The organism is Sphaerisporangium sp. NPDC088356, assembly GCF_040685555.1.
Taxonomy (GTDB): domain Bacteria; phylum Actinomycetota; class Actinomycetes; order Streptosporangiales; family Streptosporangiaceae; genus Sphaerisporangium.
The window spans coordinates 69,789-86,982 of the sequence record NZ_JBFBIK010000015.1; the positions used below are offsets into that span (position 1 = coordinate 69,789).

At 69.5% G+C, this 17,194-nt stretch carries 14 protein-coding genes; 11 read left to right on the forward strand and 3 right to left on the reverse strand.

Annotation, left to right across the window (positions count from 1 at the left end):
- Positions 1 to 107: 107 nt before the first annotated feature.
- Positions 108 to 1,409, reverse strand: coding sequence for an adenosylmethionine--8-amino-7-oxononanoate transaminase (locus tag AB0O34_RS08765; RefSeq protein WP_363914175.1), 1,302 nt, complete (start codon positions 1,407 to 1,409; stop codon positions 108 to 110).
- A 108-nt stretch (positions 1,410 to 1,517) separates the two neighbouring features.
- Complete coding sequence (locus AB0O34_RS08770) at positions 1,518 to 2,942, reverse strand: CCA tRNA nucleotidyltransferase (RefSeq protein ID WP_363914205.1); 1,425 nt, start codon at positions 2,940 to 2,942, stop codon at positions 1,518 to 1,520.
- Between the two features lie 159 nt (positions 2,943 to 3,101).
- On the opposite strand from AB0O34_RS08770, the gene AB0O34_RS08775 reads away from it, so the two are divergent.
- The 8 genes from AB0O34_RS08775 (at position 3,102) to trxA (ending at position 12,393) form a co-directional block, all read left to right on the forward strand.
- Positions 3,102 to 3,680 carry a YbaK/EbsC family protein gene (locus tag AB0O34_RS08775; RefSeq protein ID WP_363914177.1) on the forward strand — a complete coding sequence of 193 codons (579 nt, stop codon included), beginning with the start codon at positions 3,102 to 3,104 and terminating at the stop codon, positions 3,678 to 3,680.
- A gap of 46 nt (positions 3,681 to 3,726) precedes the next feature.
- Positions 3,727 to 5,907 carry a DUF6049 family protein gene (locus AB0O34_RS08780; protein WP_363914179.1) on the forward strand — a complete coding sequence of 727 codons (2,181 nt, stop codon included), beginning with the start codon at positions 3,727 to 3,729 and terminating at the stop codon, positions 5,905 to 5,907.
- Positions 5,904 to 7,526 carry a murein biosynthesis integral membrane protein MurJ gene (gene murJ / locus AB0O34_RS08785; RefSeq protein WP_363914181.1) on the forward strand — a complete coding sequence of 541 codons (1,623 nt, stop codon included), beginning with the start codon at positions 5,904 to 5,906 and terminating at the stop codon, positions 7,524 to 7,526. The genes AB0O34_RS08780 and murJ overlap by 4 nt, the downstream gene beginning before the upstream one ends.
- A gap of 181 nt (positions 7,527 to 7,707) precedes the next feature.
- Complete coding sequence (locus AB0O34_RS08790; protein ID WP_363914183.1) at positions 7,708 to 9,216, forward strand: protein kinase family protein; 1,509 nt, start codon at positions 7,708 to 7,710, stop codon at positions 9,214 to 9,216.
- A 13-nt stretch (positions 9,217 to 9,229) separates the two neighbouring features.
- Entirely contained in the window at positions 9,230 to 9,874 is a 645-nt protein-coding gene (gene sigM / locus AB0O34_RS08795; RefSeq protein WP_363914185.1) for an RNA polymerase sigma factor SigM, read from the forward strand.
- Complete coding sequence (locus AB0O34_RS08800) at positions 9,864 to 10,883, forward strand: zf-HC2 domain-containing protein (RefSeq protein ID WP_363914187.1); 1,020 nt, start codon at positions 9,864 to 9,866, stop codon at positions 10,881 to 10,883. Before sigM ends, AB0O34_RS08800 begins: the two co-directional genes overlap by 11 nt.
- A 236-nt stretch (positions 10,884 to 11,119) precedes the next feature.
- Positions 11,120 to 12,055 (forward strand): thioredoxin-disulfide reductase, encoded by a 936-nt coding sequence (gene trxB / locus AB0O34_RS08805; RefSeq protein ID WP_363914189.1) that lies wholly within the window; start codon positions 11,120 to 11,122, stop codon positions 12,053 to 12,055.
- A gap of 14 nt (positions 12,056 to 12,069) precedes the next feature.
- On the forward strand, positions 12,070 to 12,393 hold the full coding sequence (trxA, locus tag AB0O34_RS08810; RefSeq protein ID WP_363914191.1) for a thioredoxin: 324 nt from the start codon (positions 12,070 to 12,072) through the stop codon (positions 12,391 to 12,393).
- Positions 12,394 to 12,524: 131 nt separating this feature from the next.
- On the opposite strand, the gene AB0O34_RS08815 is transcribed toward trxA, so the two are convergent.
- Positions 12,525 to 13,142: a GNAT family N-acetyltransferase gene (locus AB0O34_RS08815; RefSeq protein WP_363914193.1), complete on the reverse strand. Its 618-nt coding sequence runs from the start codon at positions 13,140 to 13,142 to the stop codon at positions 12,525 to 12,527.
- Between the two features lie 413 nt (positions 13,143 to 13,555).
- Between AB0O34_RS08815 and AB0O34_RS08820 the strand changes: the two genes are divergently transcribed.
- From AB0O34_RS08820 to AB0O34_RS08830, 3 genes are all read left to right on the forward strand, one after another.
- Positions 13,556 to 14,788, forward strand: a complete 1,233-nt coding sequence (locus AB0O34_RS08820) for a PLP-dependent aminotransferase family protein (RefSeq protein WP_363914207.1) — start codon at positions 13,556 to 13,558, stop codon at positions 14,786 to 14,788.
- A gap of 75 nt (positions 14,789 to 14,863) precedes the next feature.
- On the forward strand, positions 14,864 to 15,814 hold the full coding sequence (locus AB0O34_RS08825; RefSeq protein WP_363914195.1) for a D-alanine--D-alanine ligase: 951 nt from the start codon (positions 14,864 to 14,866) through the stop codon (positions 15,812 to 15,814).
- 60 nt (positions 15,815 to 15,874) lie between these two features.
- A complete protein-coding gene (locus AB0O34_RS08830; protein ID WP_363914197.1) occupies positions 15,875 to 16,921 on the forward strand; it encodes an aminotransferase class V-fold PLP-dependent enzyme in 1,047 nt (348 codons plus the stop codon).
- The last annotated feature ends 273 nt before the right edge of the window (positions 16,922 to 17,194 follow it).

The window sequence follows — 17,194 nt, forward strand, 5'->3', positions numbered from 1 at the left end:
GTCTCGCCAAGGCATCAAAGCACCTCCGATGATGGGGCTGGCCGGGCAACGTGGCCGCGATGGTCATCCCTCTCGCCAGAGGCACGAAAGCACCTCTGGCGATGTGGCTAGGCGGGCAGTGTGGCCGCGACGGCGGTCATCGCGGTCGTGATGCGGGCAAGATCGTCAGGCTCGGTCATGTAGGGCGGCATCGTGTAGACGAGATGCCCGAAGGGGCGCAGCCAGACGCCGTGCTCCATCACGATGTCCTGGACCTTCGAGGGGTCGACGGGACGCACGGTCTCGACCACGCCGATCGCGCCCAGCACCCGCACGTCCCTCACCCCGGGAGCGCCGGCCGCGCCCGCCAGCCCCTCGACGAGCCCGGCCTCGATGCGCTTGACCTCGTCTCGCCAGGGACGCTCCTCCAGCAGGGTGAGAGAGGCGTCGGCGACCGCCGCCGCCAGCGGGTTTCCCATGAACGTCGGCCCGTGCATCAGCACACCCACCCGCTCGGCCACCTCGGGCGTGCAGAGCGTGGCCGCCATGGTGAGGTAGCCGCCGGTCAGCGCCTTGCCGAGGCACATGATGTCGGGCCTGATGCCCGCGTGGTCACAGCCGAACATCTCGCCCGTGCGGCCGAAGCCCGTCGCGATCTCGTCGGCGATGAGCAGGATGCCGTACTCGTCGGCCAGCTCGCGCAGCCTTCGGAGATAGGCCGGGTGGTAGAAACGCATGCCCCCCGCGCCCTGCACCACGGGCTCAACGATGATCGCCGCCAGCTCCCCGGCATGCCGCGCCACCAGCTCTCCCAGATGACCCAGATATGCCTCATCGACCCCATGCTCACCGGAGCCTCCCGCACCTGAGCCGTGCCCGTCGGGGGCTCCGGGGTGGAAGCCGAACCCACCGGGGGGTCTGTCGGCGAAGACGTGCTGGGGCAGCACGCCGCTGAACAGGTGGTGCATGCCGTTGACCGGGTCGCACACCGACATGGCGCCGAACGTGTCGCCGTGGTAGCCGCCCTTGACGGTGAGCAGGCGGCTTCTGCCCGTGCACTGGATCGCCGCCTTGATCGCCACCTCGACCGCCACCGACCCGGAGTCGGCGAGGAAGACCTTCTCCAGGCCCGTCATCTCCGACAGCCGCCGCCCCAGCCGCACGGCGGGCTCGTGGGTCAGGCCGCCGAACATCACGTGGGCCATGTCGCCGAGCTGCTCGCGGGCGGCGGCGTTGAGACGCGGGTGGTTGTAGCCGTGGATCGCCGCCCACCAGGACGACATGCCGTCGACCAGCTCACGGCCGTCCGCGAGCGTCAGCCGCACACCGTCGGCCCTCACGACGGGATGGGCGGCGACGGCGGGAGAGGCCTGGGCATAGGGATGCCACAGGTGCTTGCGGTCAAGGTCGGTCAGCGTTCGGGCGTCCACTCGGTCACCCTAACCCCGGCGGCTTCTCCCGCCACGAAGACCAGGCGACCTGTGGACAACCCCCCGAAACGGCTGTCCACCTGTGGAGAACTCCACAGGACGAGCCCTTCAGCCGGGGCCGACGCCCTGCCCGCGCGCCCACTCGACCAGGGCCGCCTTGGCGGCCTCCTTGCCGACGATGCCCTCGTCGAGGCGCATTTCGAGCAGGAACTTGTAGGCCTTGCCGACCACGGGCCCGGGACCCACGCCCAGGATCTCCTGGATCTCGTTGCCGTCGAGCTCGGGCCGCATCTTCGCCAGCTCCTCCTCGTCGGCGAGGCGGGCGATGCGCTCCTCCAGGTCGTCATAGGTGCGCGACAGCTCCTGGGCCTTGCGCTTGTTGCGCGTGGTGCAGTCGGCCCTGGTCAGCTTGTGCAGCCGCTCGACGAGGTGCCCGGCGTCGCGTACGTAGCGGCGCACGGCCGAGTCGGTCCACTCGCCGGTGCCGTAGCCGTGGAAACGCAGGTGCAGCTCGACCAGGCGGGAGACGTCGGCCACGACATCCTTGGGGAACCGCAGCTCGGTGAGGCGCTTCTTGGTCATCTGGGCGCCCACGACCTCGTGGTGGTGGAAGGAGACCCGGCCCCCCTCCTCATATCGCCTGGTCTTGGGCTTGCCGATGTCGTGCAGCAGGGACGCCCAGCGGAGCACGCGGTCGGCGCCGGCCGCCTCCAGCGCGATCGCCTGCTCCAGCACGATGAGCGTGTGCTCGTAGACGTCCTTGTGCCGGTGATGCTCGTCGATCTCCAGGCGCAGCTTGGGCAGCTCGGGCAGCACGTGGGCCGCGAGGCCGGTGTCCACCAGAAGGGCCAGGCCCTCTCTCGGGTGCTCGCCGCAGATCAGCTTGTCGAGCTCGTCGCGGATGCGCTCGGCGGAGACGATCTCGATGCGGTCGGCCATCGAGGTCATGGCGGCCACGACCGGCGGATCGACGGCGAAGCCGAGCTGGGAGGCGAAGCGCGCCGCCCGCAGCATCCTCAGGGGATCGTCGTCGAAGGACTGCTCGGGCGTGCCCGGGGTGCGCAGGACCTTCGCGGCCAGGTCGGACAGCCCGCCGTACGGGTCGACGAACTCGTGCCCAGGCAGCCGCACGGCCATCGCGTTGACCGCGAAGTCGCGCCGCTCCAGGTCGGCTTCGAGGGTCTCGCCGTAGATCACCTCTGGCTTGCGGGACTTCGGGTCGTACGACTCGCTGCGGTAGGTGGTGATCTCGAGGACCCAGCTGCCCTTGCGGACGCCCACCGTGCCGAAGTCGATGCCGATGGTCCAGATGGAGTCGGCCCATCCCTTGACCATTTCCAGCACCCGCTCAGGGCGCGCGTCGGTGGTCAGGTCGAGGTCGTTGCCGATGCGGCCGAGGAAGACGTCGCGAACCGACCCGCCGACGACGGCGAGCTCGTGCCCATGCTCGGCGAACAGCTCGCCGAGCTCATCGGCGACTGGGGCAATCCGCCGGAATAGGTCGATCACGGCCCTCTGCTGACTAACGCTCAGATTTGAGACGGACAAGCTGGGTAGGTCCTTCGGTTACGGAAGAGAGTCTCCGCGCTAGCCCTGGTGTAACCCGCCCGGGAACACACCCCATGCGATCACCAGGTTACGGTCATTCGCAGATCTGTCGGGGGCACCCGGACAAGACAAGGAGCACGAGAGATGAAAGACGCCCTCGCGATCCACCGCCGGCTCCTGTCCCACCAGATCCACCATGAGATCGTACGGCTTCCGCGCGCCTTGACGTGCGCCGACGACCTCCCTGAAATTCTCCACGTCGACCCCGACCGCTGCATTCGCGTCACGGTGTTCGAGGTGACGACGCGCAGCTCGCGCGCCCCCGTCGCCGTGGTCACGACGGTCGCCGCACCTCCCCGGCCGGGTGCCGTCGGCGCGCTTCTCGGCGCGCGGCGGGTGCGGCCGGCACCCGCTTTCCTGGTCAATTCCGCCACCGACTACGCCGCCACATCGGTGTCACCTCTCCTGCTCCCCGAGGAGCTCACCGTACTGATCGACGAGCGCCTGGCGGACGCGCGGGACCCCGACGACCTGCTGTACACCCCCACCGGGGAACGCCGTACGGCCCTGCGGCTTCGGGCCCTTGACCTGCTGACACTCACCCCCGGAAAGTATGTGGACCTCCAGGCGACGCGGCACAGGACCGTGCGGATGCCCGGCCAGAGGGAAGTACGGCCCGTGATGGGGGTCCCCCGCTGCGAATCGCCGTCCGCTCTGCTTTAGGCCATACCATTCTGGGCGTGCGCCGAACTCCACCCCTGGCCGGCACGTGACCCGCGGAGCCGCCCTGATCTCCGTTCTGACCGCCGCGTTCCTCATCGCCCCGGCGGCCGTCGCCAGTGCCGCCATCGCTCCCGGGGCCGTCACGAGCGCCCCGGGCAAGGCGTCCACCAGCACCGCGGAGACCGGCAAGGGGGTCACGCGCGCGGCGGCTTCGAGCCGTCAGGACGCCCAGATCGTGGTGGACTCCATAACGCCGCAGGCGCCTCGTGAGCCCTCCGCGCCCATCCTCATCTCGGGGTCGGTCACCAACACCAGCGCGATCGCCTTCGCGGGGGTCTCGGTCCGCCTGCGCTTCTCCCGCCAGCCGTTCGCCAACCGCACCGAGATGCAGACCTTCGCCGACGGCGGCCAGATCCTCGACTCCTCCCGCAGCACGGTCTACGTGAGCCAGCTCCCGGCGTCCGGCAAGCTGCCCTGGGAGTTCAGCGTCACCCCGGCCTCGCTGGGGATGCTGCGGTTCGGGGTCTACCCCCTCACGATCGAGCTCGTGGACGCCACGGGCCGGCAGGTGGCCGCCCAGCGCACGTTCCTTCCGTACGCCCCGAAGGACCAGCCGATCACCCGCACCAAGATCGCCTGGGCGCTTCCCATCGTCGACCAGCCGCATCGCGGCGACGACGCCACCTTCGTCGACGACGGCCTTCGGCAGGCGGTCGCCGACGACGGGCGCCTGGGCAAGGTCCTGAAGATCGCCGAGACGCCGTCCAAGGGCGTGAGCTGGTTCGTCGATCCGGCCGTGCTCGACGACGCGCAGGCCATGTCCAAGGACTACAGCCTCAAGACGGGCACGACCACGACGAGGAAGACGGCCGACCAGGGTGTCGCGCAGTGGCTGCGGAGGCTGCGCGCCTCGCTCGCCAAGGTTCCCGTCACCGCCACCCCGTATGCCGACCCCGACGTCACGGCGGTGAGCCACCAAGGGCTCGACACCGCCACGCGCACCGCCATCGACAAGGGCGCCTCCGTCGCGACCGATCTGCTCGGCAAGGAGGTGGGCACCGCCACCAACTGGCCGGTCGGCGGCGTGATCGACCACGACGCCCTTGACGCGCTCGCCGTCGCCGACGTCCGCACGGTGCTGCTCGCCTCGACGACCCTTCCCGCCAACCCTCCGCTGACCTACACGCCCGACGCGGCCGCCTCGCTGGAGACGGTCCAGGGCACGGTCAACGTGCTGCTGGCCGACCCGGTGCTCAGCCAGATCCTCACGACGCCCGGCACGTCAGCCCCCGGCGCCACCACCCTCGCCGGCCAGCGGTTCCTGGCCGAGACCGCGATGATCAGCGCCGAGCGGTCGGAGGAGTCGCGTGCGGTTGTCGCCGCGCCGCCCCGACGCTGGAATCCCGACCCGGCCTTCGTCACCACCCTGCTGAAGGCCGCGGCCTCCGCGCCGTGGCTCAAGCCGGTCTCCCTGAGCTCCATCAAGCCGCCGAAAGCCGGGGTGCCCCGCACCGACCTGGTGTACACCGACAAGGACGAGCAGGCCGAGCTCGCCAAGTCCTACCTCGCCGGTGTCAAGAAGCTCAGCGACCGCGCGGAGCTCACCGCCACCGTCACCAAGGACCACCGCCGGGTCTTCGACACCGCCCTGCTGAGGCTCACCTCGACGGCCTGGCGTGGCCGCACGGGCAGCGCCAGCCCGCTGGTCAAGCAGATCGACTCCGCCGTCAGCGAGCGCACCAGCGCCATCTCCGTCTCCACGGGCGAGCAGCGCACGCTGGCGGGCAAGAACGGCATCGTCCCGATCAGCATTCGCAACGACCTCCAGGACGAGGAGGTCACGGTCGGCGTGAAGATCACGTCCGGCAACCGCAGGCTGCTCACGATCGGCACGTACGAGACGCTGGTCACCATCAGCCCGGGCAAGACCAGGTCGCTCGACATCCCGATGACGGGCAACGGCGACGGCCAGACGAAGGTCAAGGTGCAGCTCACCAGCGAGAGCGGCGCGCGGTACGGCCTCCCGGCCGAGGTGACCGTGCGCATGACCGGTTACACCGCCATCGTCCTGGTGATCGTGGGGGCCGCCCTCACCGTGGTGCTCGCCGCCGCGATGCTGCGCGTCCTGCGCCGCCACGCCCGCCGGCCCGCGAAGACCCGCACGGCGGGGCAGGCCGGCCCGCGAGCCGTACCGGAACCCGCACAACATCGAGAGGGGCCTTCATGAGCCGGATGTTGCGCGCCAGCGCGGTCATGGCCGCGGGCACGATGGTGTCCCGCCTGACCGGCTTCGTACGTACGGCGGTGCTCGCGTCGGCCATCGGAGTCGCGGCCCTGGGCGACGCTTACAACGTCGCCTACACGATCCCGTTCATCCTGTTCGACCTCCTCATCGGAGGAGTGCTCAGCAGCGTGATCGTCCCGATGATCGTCAAGGCGCAGAAGCACGACGCCGACGGCGGGCGTGCCTACGAGCAGCGGCTGATGACCGTGGCCACGATGGCGCTGCTCGTCATCGCCGTGCTGGGCGTGCTCTGCGCCCCGCTGCTCATCGAGCTCCTCACCACCGACCTGGACCCCCACAGCGCCCAGGTCGCCACCACGCTGGCGCGGTACATCCTTCCCCAGATCGCGTTCTTCGGCATCGGCGCGATCGCCGGCGCCATCCTGAACACCCGTGACCGGTTCGCGGCGCCGATGTGGGCGCCCGTGCTCAACAACCTCGTGGTCATCGCGGTCGGCCTGAGCTACCACTTCGTCAGCCAGGCGGGTGGCGACATCGGGGCGGCGACATCCTCCGACCTGGCCCTTCTCGGCATCGGCACCACGGCCGGCATCGTGATCCAGTCGATCGTCCTCATCATCGCCGTGCACCGCGTGGGCTTCCGGTTCGTGCCCCGGTTCGACCTGCGCAACGCGCGGCTCGGCGAGATGGGCAGGGCGGGCGTGTGGACGCTCGCCTTCGTCGGGCTCAACCAGGTCGGCTACATCGTCACCACCAACCTGGCCACGGGAGCCACCGCCAAGGCGGTCGAGCAGAAGGCCGGCCATGTCGCCGGCATCGCGTCGTACAGCTACGCCTTCCAGCTGTTCCAGCTCCCGTACGGCATCATCGCGGTCTCGGTGATCACGGCGATGCTCCCGCGGATGAGCCGGTACGTGCACGACGGCGAGCTCGGCGCCATCCGTGAGGAGTTCGCCTCCGGCGTGCGGCTGGTCTGCGCGGTCATCGTGCCGTCCGGGCTGCTGCTCATGGTGCTGGGCCCGGCGGTGACCGTGCTGATCTTCGCCCACGGGAGCACCTCGGTGGACGACGCCCTGAACATGGGGAACGTCCTTCAGGTGTTCGGGCTCGCGCTGGTCCCCTTCTCGATCTACCAGCTCCTGCTGCGCGTGTTCTACAGCTTCGGCGACACCCGCACGCCCGCGCTGATCGCGGCGGGCAACGTAGCGGTGAACGCCCTGCTGAGCTTCATCCTGTACCTCACGCTGCCGGCCCACCTCATCGTCATGGGGCTCGCCCTGGCCTTCACCGCCGCCTACGCGGTCGGCGGAGCCGTCGCCTGGACTCTCGCCAGCCGCAAGGTGGGCGGCGGGCTCGGTGGCAGGGTCGTCGCCTCCGGCCTGTCGCGCATGTACGTGGCCGCCATCCCGGCCGCGGTCATCGCCCTCGTCGCCCTGTGGGCGACCAAGGAGCTGGCCGGGGTGACGCCGCTCAGTTCCACGATCATGCTGGTGGTGGGGGGCGGGCTCGGCGTGCTGATGTACCTGGTCGCGTCCCACCGGATGCGCATCGCCGAAATCAGCTCGATCATTGGACTTGTGGCGGGGCGGGTAGGCCGCTAGTCATAGGTAACCCGGAAGTCCGGTTCGCCCGTGTTCCAAGGGCAACACGGGCGGCACCCGCTCCGGACTACCATGGTGCCCTGTGCACGGAGGAGATCGGGCACCATCGGCTGACAAGGAGCAGGAGGGGCGTGGCGGTATTCGCATGGACGTCGCCCACGACCAGGGAGAGGATCGCCTCATGAGCGCCCCGGCCGTGGAACCCGGTGGCCGCCTGGCCAACCGGTTCCGCCTGGAAGACCGCGTCAGCGAGTCAGGTGGCGCCACCTTGTGGAAGGCCATCGACGAGGTTCTCGCGCGGCCCGTCTGCGTCCTCACGCTGTCCCCCGACTTCGAGCGGGTGGCCGAAGTCGTCACCGCCGCCCGCGGCGCGAGCCGCCTCACCGACCCCCGGCTGACCCAGGTCTTCGACGCCGCCGAGGAGGACGGGCAGGCCTATGTCGTCAGCGAGTGGGTCACCGGCGAGACCCTGACCGACATGGTCTCCTCGGGCCCGATGGCGCCCGAGCGCGCGGCCGCGCTGGTCGCCGAGGCCGCCGAGGCCGTCGCCCACGCTCACGAGGCGGGGCTGGCCCATCTCTGCCTGACCCCCGACCGCCTCATCTGGACCGCCGGCAGCACCGTCAAGCTCCTCGGCCTGGCCGTGGACGCCGCCCTTTGCGACCAAGAGAGCGAGGACCCCGCCCGCGACGACGCCCAGGGTCTCGGGCGCCTGCTCTACACCGCGCTGACCGGCCACTGGCCGGGTGAGGGCGAGATCGATCTCCCGCCCGCGCCGCTCGACGACGGCAAGGTCTGCACGCCGCGCCAGGTCACCGCGGGTGTTCCCGGATTTCTCGACGCCATCACCTGCCGGGCCCTGCTGCAGGAGCCCCGCCGCGGGCTGCCCGCGCTCGCGACCCCGGCCGCGGTGGCGGAGGCCCTCGCCGAGGTGCCGAGGCCGGCTCCCGTTCCAGTGCCGGTGTCGGCGATGCCGCCCGCGCTCAGCCTCCGTTCCGAGGCCCCCGAGGACATCGAGCACACCAGGCCGCCCCGGCAGCCGGCGCCTCAGCGCCCTCACGCCCAGCCCTCCCAGCGCCGCTCGGGCGGCATGGCGAGCCGAGCGATGATCACCGTGATAATCCTCCTGGTCATCGCCGCGGTGGGCCTCGGCGCCTGGACTCTGGGGCAGAGCCTCGGCAAGCGCCCGCCCTCACCCGAGGCGTCCTCGGCGGCGTCACAGGCGCCGTCCCCCAAGATCGTCACGGTGAAGCCGTCGCGAGCCGACGGCTTCGACCCGCTGGGCAGCGACCATACCGAGCACCCTGAGCTCGCCCGCCTGGCCATCGACGGCAAGCCTTCGACCGAGTGGCACACCGACAAGTACGAGAGCGCCGAACTCGGCGGTCTCAAAAAGGGCGTCGGCCTCATCGTGGAGCTGAGCAAGCAGACCCCGATCGCCGACGTGGTCGTCTCACTGGGTGATATGCCGGGCTCAACGATCGAGCTCAGGATCGGCGACACCGCCGACCTGAGCTCATTGAAAACCGCCGCCAAGCAGGAAAATGTCTCGGGAACGGTGACCCTCACCCCCGAAAAGGCCACCAGCGGTCAGTACGTTTTGATCTGGTTTACGCGCCTTCCGGCCTTTGAGGGGAAGTTTCGTGGCACCATCTATGACGTAGTCGTGCATTCTCCCGGATCGGCCTAACAGGACACGCGTTGTGAACTTTCCTCCCGATAGCCCGCCGGCGGCTCAGCACGCCGCACGGTCAGCGTCGTCCGACGCCGACCTGCTGACGAGCCATATCGGCGGTGATCCACACGCCTTCAGCGAAATCGTCCGCCGCCATCGTGACCGCATGTGGGCCGTGGCGCTGCGTACGCTCGGTGACCCCGACGAGGCCGCTGACGCCGTTCAGGACGCCTTCGTCTCCGCCTACCGCAAAGCCGAAAGCTTTCGCGGCGAGGCGGCGGTGACAACCTGGCTCCACCGCATCGTCGTGAACGCCTGCCTCGACCGCATGCGCCGCAAGTCCATCCGCCCGGTCGCCGACGACGAGCTCGTCGAGGCCGCCGAGCGGGACACTCCGATGCCCGACCAGACAGGTGAGCGCGACGTCTCCATGGAGGTCACGGCCGCGCTCAAGCTCCTCCCTGCCGACCAGCGAGCCGCCTTGGTCCTGGTCGACATGATGGGTTACTCAGTGGAGGACGCCGCGCAGGTGCTGCAGGTGCCCACGGGCACGATCAAGAGCCGGTGCGCGCGTGGCCGGGCGAAGCTCGCCCCGATTCTTTCGCATCTGCGGAACCGTTCAGACCTGTCTCGCGTCTCATCCGCGAAGGGAGCAGAACTTCGTGACGGGTGATACGCACTACGACTTGGAGATCCTCGCCGAGCTGGCAGAGGGTCTTCTGGACGACGCTACGGCCGTGCGGGTCCGCGAGCATCTCGCGGTATGCGATCCCTGTGGGGAGAGCCTCGCCGACTTGGCGGCGGTCCGCGAGATGCTCGCGGCGATGCCGGTTCCCGCGATGCCCATGGGCGTCGCGCTCCGCATCGACAAGGCCCTCGGCGCAGAGGCGGAGACCAGGAAGGCCGGTGGCGGGCTCAGGCTCGACGAGGCACCTGACTGGGACCGCATCATGGGCGACTCCCCATGGGAGACCGCGCCATCACTGCCGATGACGGCGTCGACGCCGGCCACTCCACTGGTCCCGGCGGCACGTCCAGCGCCGCAGCCCGCGCCATCGCTGCCGGAGCCCGCTGTCGTGGGTCTGGGTGTCTTGGCCGACGACGGCACGATCGTCCCGGCCAGGCGCAGGAAGGCGTCGCGGCGCCGTTCGTGGGCGATGCCCGTGGCGGCGAGCGTGGCGGCCGCCGCCGTTATCGGGATCGCCGGAGCGTCGGTGACCATGCTTTCGGCCTCGGGCGACGAGGTACGGCCCGGTGACCACAACCTGGCCCTGCCGCCCGCGCCGCCCAGCGTGTCCTCCAGCACGGGGGCGCTGGGTCCGGGATCGACGACCCCGGGCCGTAGCTACGTGATCAGCAAGAGTGACTTCAACTACTCCAGCGACGTGCTCAACGGACCTCTGGCGACCTACGTCGGCGCCACTGGTCCGGGGTCGGACGGCGCGCCCTCCGTGGATCCCACGGTCGTGCGATGCGTGACCAAGATCTCCGAGAGGGTCGGGAAGCGGCTCCACTCAGAGACCGCCGCCAAGCCGATCGGTGTCGACCAGGCCCTCTACCAGGGCAACGAGGCCACGGTGATGGCCTTCTGGAAGGACCGTCTCCGCAACGCCGTCTGGGTGTACGTCGTGGACTCCAACTGCGCCAACATGCGGCCGCCAGCCGTGGCCCGCTGGCAGTAGACCTCGCCTGACCTGGGCAGACAGCCCTTTCCGCTTATCTCGTCGAAGTCCTCCGTGGGTAACCTCGGGGGACTTCTTCATGTCCAGGACGGCGCTTGGCCGTGGCGGGAATCCCGGACGCCTAGGATCTGTTGACGCCACTGCATCGAACGAACAGGTAACCCAAAAGTCGGAGCGATGTAGCGACGCACCGGCAGTCGAGCGAACGACCACCATGGGGACGAAAGGCGAGAGGCGTGAGCGACGTCCGTAATGTGATCATCATTGGGTCGGGGCCGGCCGGTTATACGGCCGCGGTCTACGCGGCACGTGCGGACCTCAACCCCCTCGTGTTCGAGGGCTCGGTCACCGCCGGTGGCGCCCTCATGAACACCACCGAGGTGGAGAACTACCCCGGCTTCCCCGACGGCATCCTCGGGCCCGAGCTGATGGACAACTTCCGCAAGCAGGCGGAGCGGTTCGGCGCCGAGCTCCTGGCCGACGACGTCACCGAGGTCGACCTCAACCAGAACCCCAAGGTGGTCAAGACCCACACGGAGACCTACCTGGCGAGGACGGTCGTGGTCGCCACCGGTTCGGGGTACCGCGAGCTGGGCCTCCCCAGCGAGAAGCGGCTCTCGGGCCGAGGCGTCTCGTGGTGTGCGACGTGTGACGGGTTCTTCTTCCGCGACCAGGACATCGTGGTCGTCGGCGGCGGCGACACCGCCATGGAGGAGGCCACCTTCCTCAGCCGCTTCGCCCGGACGGTCACGGTGGTCCACCGGCGCGACGAGCTGCGCGCCAGCAAGATCATGCAGGATCGCGCCTTCGCCAACGAGAAGATCCGCTTCATCTGGGACAGCGAGGTCGTCGACATCGTGGGCGAGACCCGGGTCGCCGGCGTCAAGATCCGCAACCGCAAGACCGGGGAGGAGACCGAGCTGCCGGTGACCGGCGTGTTCATCGCGATCGGCCACGACCCCCGCAGCGAGCTCTTCAAGGGCCAGCTCAACCTCGACGACGAGGGCTACATCCTGGTCGACACGCCGACCACCAGGACCAACATCGACGGCGTCTTCGCGGCCGGCGACGTCGTCGACCACACCTACCGCCAGGCCATCACCGCAGCGGGCACCGGCTGTTCGGCGTCGCTGGACGCCGAGCGCTGGCTGTCGGACCACGCCACCAGTTAAGGGGAGAAACCACCTTGGGCGAGATCAAGTCAGTAACCGACGCCACCTTCGAGACCGAGGTCCTCAAGAGCGACAAGCCCGTGCTCGTCGACTTCTGGGCCGAGTGGTGTGGTCCGTGCCGCCAGGTCGCGCCGATCCTCCAGGAGATCGCGACCGAGCACGCCGACAAGCTGACCATCGTTAAGATCAACATCGACGAGAACCCCGAGACTCCGCGCGACTACGGTGTGCTCCAGATTCCGACGCTCAACGTCTACAAGGGTGGAGAGGTCGTCAAGCAGATCATCGGCGCCAAGCCGAAGGCCATGCTGCTCCGCGAGCTCGACGGCGTCATCTAGGACGCCCCTGCGGCCCGCGCGCACCAGCCGGCCGCATCTCCGCCTCTCCGGGCGGCACCCACCCCACCGGAACCCTCCGTGCCAGACGGCACGGGGGGTTCCGCATGTCGACCGTGGGGGCTGAGATCGCCTCAGACAGGGCGAAGCGCGCGTTCGGGGGACATGGAGCCGAGAAGCCGCTCCAGAGCCACCTCGACGTCCTCACGCCACGACGCCGCCGTCTTCAGCTCCAGCCGGAGCCTCGGGAAGCGCAGATGCGGGCGAACAGTCTTGAAACCGACCGCGAGGAGATACTCGGCGGGCAGGACACAGCCCGGCTGCTCCCATTTGAGGTCGCCGAACGCCTCGATGGCCCGGACGCCCCGCCTGGTGAGGTCCTTGGCCACTCCCTGGATCAGCATCCGCCCGAGCCCTCCCCCGGAGAACTCCGGGATGATGTGGGCGGTCATCAGCAGGACGGCGTCCGCGCTCACGGGCGAGGTCGGGAACGCCACCGATCGGGGCACGTAGAGCGGCGGCGCGTACAGGACGAACCCGGCCGGCACCCCGTCGACGTAGCAGATCTTCCCGCAGCTTCCCCACTCGAGCAGGGTCGCCGAGATCCAGGCCTCCTTCTCCAGCCCTGGATCACCGACCAGCTGGGCGCGCTCCCCGCTGACCGGGTCGAGCTCCCAGAAGACACACCGCCTGCAGCGGCGTGGTAGATCGTCAAGGTTGTCCAGCGTGACATTCACCAGCCGACGCGACACCCCAGGGCCCCCAATCCTTGCGAGACGAACGCGAGTCATGGCGGAAAAGCGCACGAATTACGGCGTCTCCAAAGTGGCATGGTAGCCGAGTGAAAGCGGAGTACGGCGGTCCTGGTCATCGAACCTCCTGGCCTGTCGTGCGAACGGGCCTTCTAGCAGGCCGGAAGCCTGGCAAGGGTCGATCCCGGGCGTGGCGGAAATAGTCTGGTATGCCCAGAAAAGACCCCTGAAGTGATAAATCAGGGGAAGGCGCCGACGCCCGCTGCCGTACTCTGGTCTTTCCGCAATGACCTAGCTCGGCTATGCCTAGGAGGTGGACCGTGACGGAAGAGCAGGATCACGGTCGGAGGACCGCGACCCACGGGTCGCGCATCGACGCCTACGTCGATCGGTACGCCGCACGGGCAACCGGGATGGTCGCCTCCGAGATCCGAGCTCTTTTCGCCGTCGCTTCGAGGCCCGAGGTGGTCTCGCTGGCCGGCGGCATGCCGTACGTCACGGCCCTCCCCCTCGACACCGTCGGCGAGCTGGTCGCCGACATCGTGGCACGGCACGGCACGGTGGCCCTGCAGTACGGCTCCGGCCAGGGCGATCCGCACCTGCGTGAGCAGATCTGCGAGGTCATGCGCCTTGAGGGCATCGACGCCGGCCCGGACGACGTCGTGGTCACCGTCGGCTCCCAGCAGGCTCTCGACCTGATCACCAGGATCTTCATCGACCCGGGCGACGTCGTGCTCGCCGAAGGACCCTCGTACGTCGGGGCACTCGGCACGTTCGCCGCCTACCAGGCGTCCGTGGTGCACATCGCCATGGACGACCAGGGGCTCATCCCCGAGGCGCTCGCCGAGACCATCGAGTCGGTGACGCGCTCCGGCCGCCGCATCAAGTTCCTCTACACCGTTCCGAGCTTCCAGAACCCCGCCGGGGTCACCCTCAGCGCGGCCCGCCGCCGCCAGGTGATGGAGATCTGCCGGCGCGCCGACATGCTGGTAGTAGAGGACAACCCGTACGGCCTGCTGGGCTTCGACGGCGACCCGATGCGGGCGTTACGAGCGGATGATCCAGATGGAGTCGTCTACCTCGGGTCGTTCTCCAAGACGCTGGCGCCGGGATTCCGCGTCGGCTGGGCCCTCGCACCCCACGCTGTCAGGGACAAACTGGTGCTGGCGATGGAGTCAGCGGTCCTGTCGCATTCGAGCTTCTCGCAGCTCGCCGTCGGGCAGTACCTCACGACCCAGCCGTGGAAAGCGCAGATCAAGTCGTTCCGCGAGCTCTACCGCGAGCGCCGTGACGCCATGCTCGGCTCGCTGGAGGCGCTCATGCCGCCGGGCTGCTCCTGGACGCGGCCCGCGGGCGGCTTCTTCGTGTGGATGACGCTGCCCGAGGGGCTCGACTCCAAGGCGATCCTGCCGCGCGCCGTGGCCGAGCGGGTCGCGTTCGTGCCCGGCACCGGGTTCTACGCCGACGGCTCGGGCGCGCGGAACATGCGCCTGTCCTACTGCTACCCCGAGCCCGACCGCATCCGTGAGGGCGTCCGCCGCCTCGCGGGCGTGGTCCAGCAGGAGCTCCTGCTACGCGACACGTTCGGCACCGGCTCGATGCCTCCCCACGGCGGCGTGGACACGCCCGGTCCCGACCTAGCCTGAAGATGACGTACGGCAAGGCGCCTCGCCCGACCGGCGGGGCGCCTTGCCTATCCCACGAAGCAAGAAAGGTCCTTGATGAGCGATCTCGGCCATGTGCTGGTGCTGGCAGGCGGGCTGTCCTACGAGCGGGAGGTCTCCCTCCGCTCAGGTCGCCGCGTGACCGAGGTGCTGCGTGCCGCCGGGATCGACGTGGAATCGCGTGACACCGACGCGAGCCTGGTGCCCTCCGTCCTCGCCGACCCGCCGGACGTGGTGTTCGTGACGCTGCACGGCGGCAGCGGTGAGGACGGCGCCATCCGCTCGGTGCTGGAGCTGCTCTCCCTGCCGTACGTGGGAGCCGCGCCGGAGGCCTGCCGTATCGCCTACGACAAGCCGGTCGCCAAGACGACGGTCCGCTCTGTGGGGGTTCGCACTCCCGACTCGGTCGTCCTGCCCAAGGAGACCTTCCACGACCTCGGCGCATCCGCCGTGCTGGCGCGCATCGTGGACAGGCTCGGGCTCCCACTGTTCGTCAAGCCGTCACGCGGCGGGTCGGCCCTCGGCGGCTCCATCGTCCGCAAGGCCGAGGAGCTTCCCGCCGCCATGGTCGGCTGCTTCGCCTACGGGGACACCGCGCTGGTCGAGCAGTACATCGAGGGCGTGGAGGTCGCGGTCTCCGTGATCGACCTCGGGGACGGGCCGGTGGCGCTGCCGCCGGTCGAGATCGTCGCCGACGAGGGGGTCTACGACTACTCCGCCCGCTACACCGCCGGGCACACCGAGTTCTTCGCTCCGGCGCGGCTCCGGCCCGAGGTGGCGGAGGCATGCTCGGAGCTGGCCGTCACCGCTCACACGGCCCTCGGCCTGCGCGACCTCTCCCGCACCGACCTGATCGTGGACGCGCTCGGCCGGCCGCACTTCCTGGAGGTCAACGTGGCTCCGGGAATGACGGAGACCTCTCTTCTCCCTATGGCCGTGGAGGCCGCGGGCAAGGACCTCGGCGCCATCTGCCGCGGCCTCCTGGAAGCCGCCGTCCGGCGCGCCTGAGTCAACGTACTGGCATCCCGTCCTGCGCGTCCCGGTTCGGGTGCGGCGTAGCCTGGCGGCGTGATCGAACCCCTTTACGCCAAGAGCTTCGCCAGCGACAACCACGCGGGAGCACACCCGTCGGTGCTCGACGCCGTCAACGCCGCCAATTCGGGGGACGCTCCCGCCTACGGTGACGACCGCTGGACGAGCATCCTCGCCGACCAGATCCGCGCCGAGTTCGGGGACGACGCCACCAGCCTCGTCGTACTCAACGGCACGGGCGCCAACATGGTCTCGCTGAGCCTGATGCTGGGACGCCGCTATGAGGCGATCATCTGTCCGGAGACGGCGCACATCGCCACCCACGAGACCGGGGCCAGCGAGCGCGTCCTCGGGGTCAAGCTCGTGACCGTTCCGACGTCCGACGGGAAGCTGACTCCGGGGGATGTGACCGCGCGGCTCGGCGGCCGGGGCAACATCATCGAGGTCCAGCCGAGGGTGGTCTCCATCTCGGAGGTCACCGAGCTCGGCACCTGCTACACGCGGGACGAGATCGCCGCGCTGGCGGACACCGCCCACGCCAACGACATGCTCCTCCACATGGACGGCGCCCGCCTGGCCAACGCCGCCGCGTTCCTCGGATGCTCCCTGCGGGACCTGACGACCGACGCCGGGGTCGACGTGCTCAGCTTCGGGGCCAGCAAGAACGGCGCCCTGGTCGGGGAGGCGGTGGTCGTGCTCCGTCCCGAACTGGCGGACGCCGGCCCCTATCTCCGGCGGCAGACGCTCCAGCTCGCCTCGAAGATGCGCTTCATCTCCGTGCAGCTGTCGGCCCTTCTGACCGGGGAGCTGTGGCGGGAGAACGCCGCCCACGCGAACGCGATGGCGCGCAGGCTGGCGGACGGCGTGGCCGATCTCCCTGGGCTGAGCCTCCGGTGGCCGGTCGAGTCCAACGCGGTCTACGCCTCGCTTCCCGCCGAGGCGATCGCCGAGCTCCAGTCTCGCTATCTCTTCCATGTGTGGGACGCGCCCAGCGGCGTCGTGCGGTGGATGACCGCCTTCGACACTTCCCTCGAAGACGTGGACACCTTCGTCAGCGACATCCGTCAGGCGCTCAAGAATTGACGCGCTCTCCGGCATGAATGCTGGAGATTCTCGCCCGTGCCGCGCGGGTTCATGCGGCGCCTCGGCGGCTTCCTGCTTCGTCGGCTGGTGCCACCGCGAGCGGTGGTCTTACCCGGCCTCCACCGGGACGGTTCGCGCCGTCCCGCCCACGGGTGTGGGAGGCGTTCTGGTCGCTGTTTCACGTGAAACCAGGCGAGGCCCCCCCATTAATGGAGGATAGGGCACGGCGCGGGGGGTTATTGTGGCGGCGGGGGGCGTGGCTGCCCGGTTGGG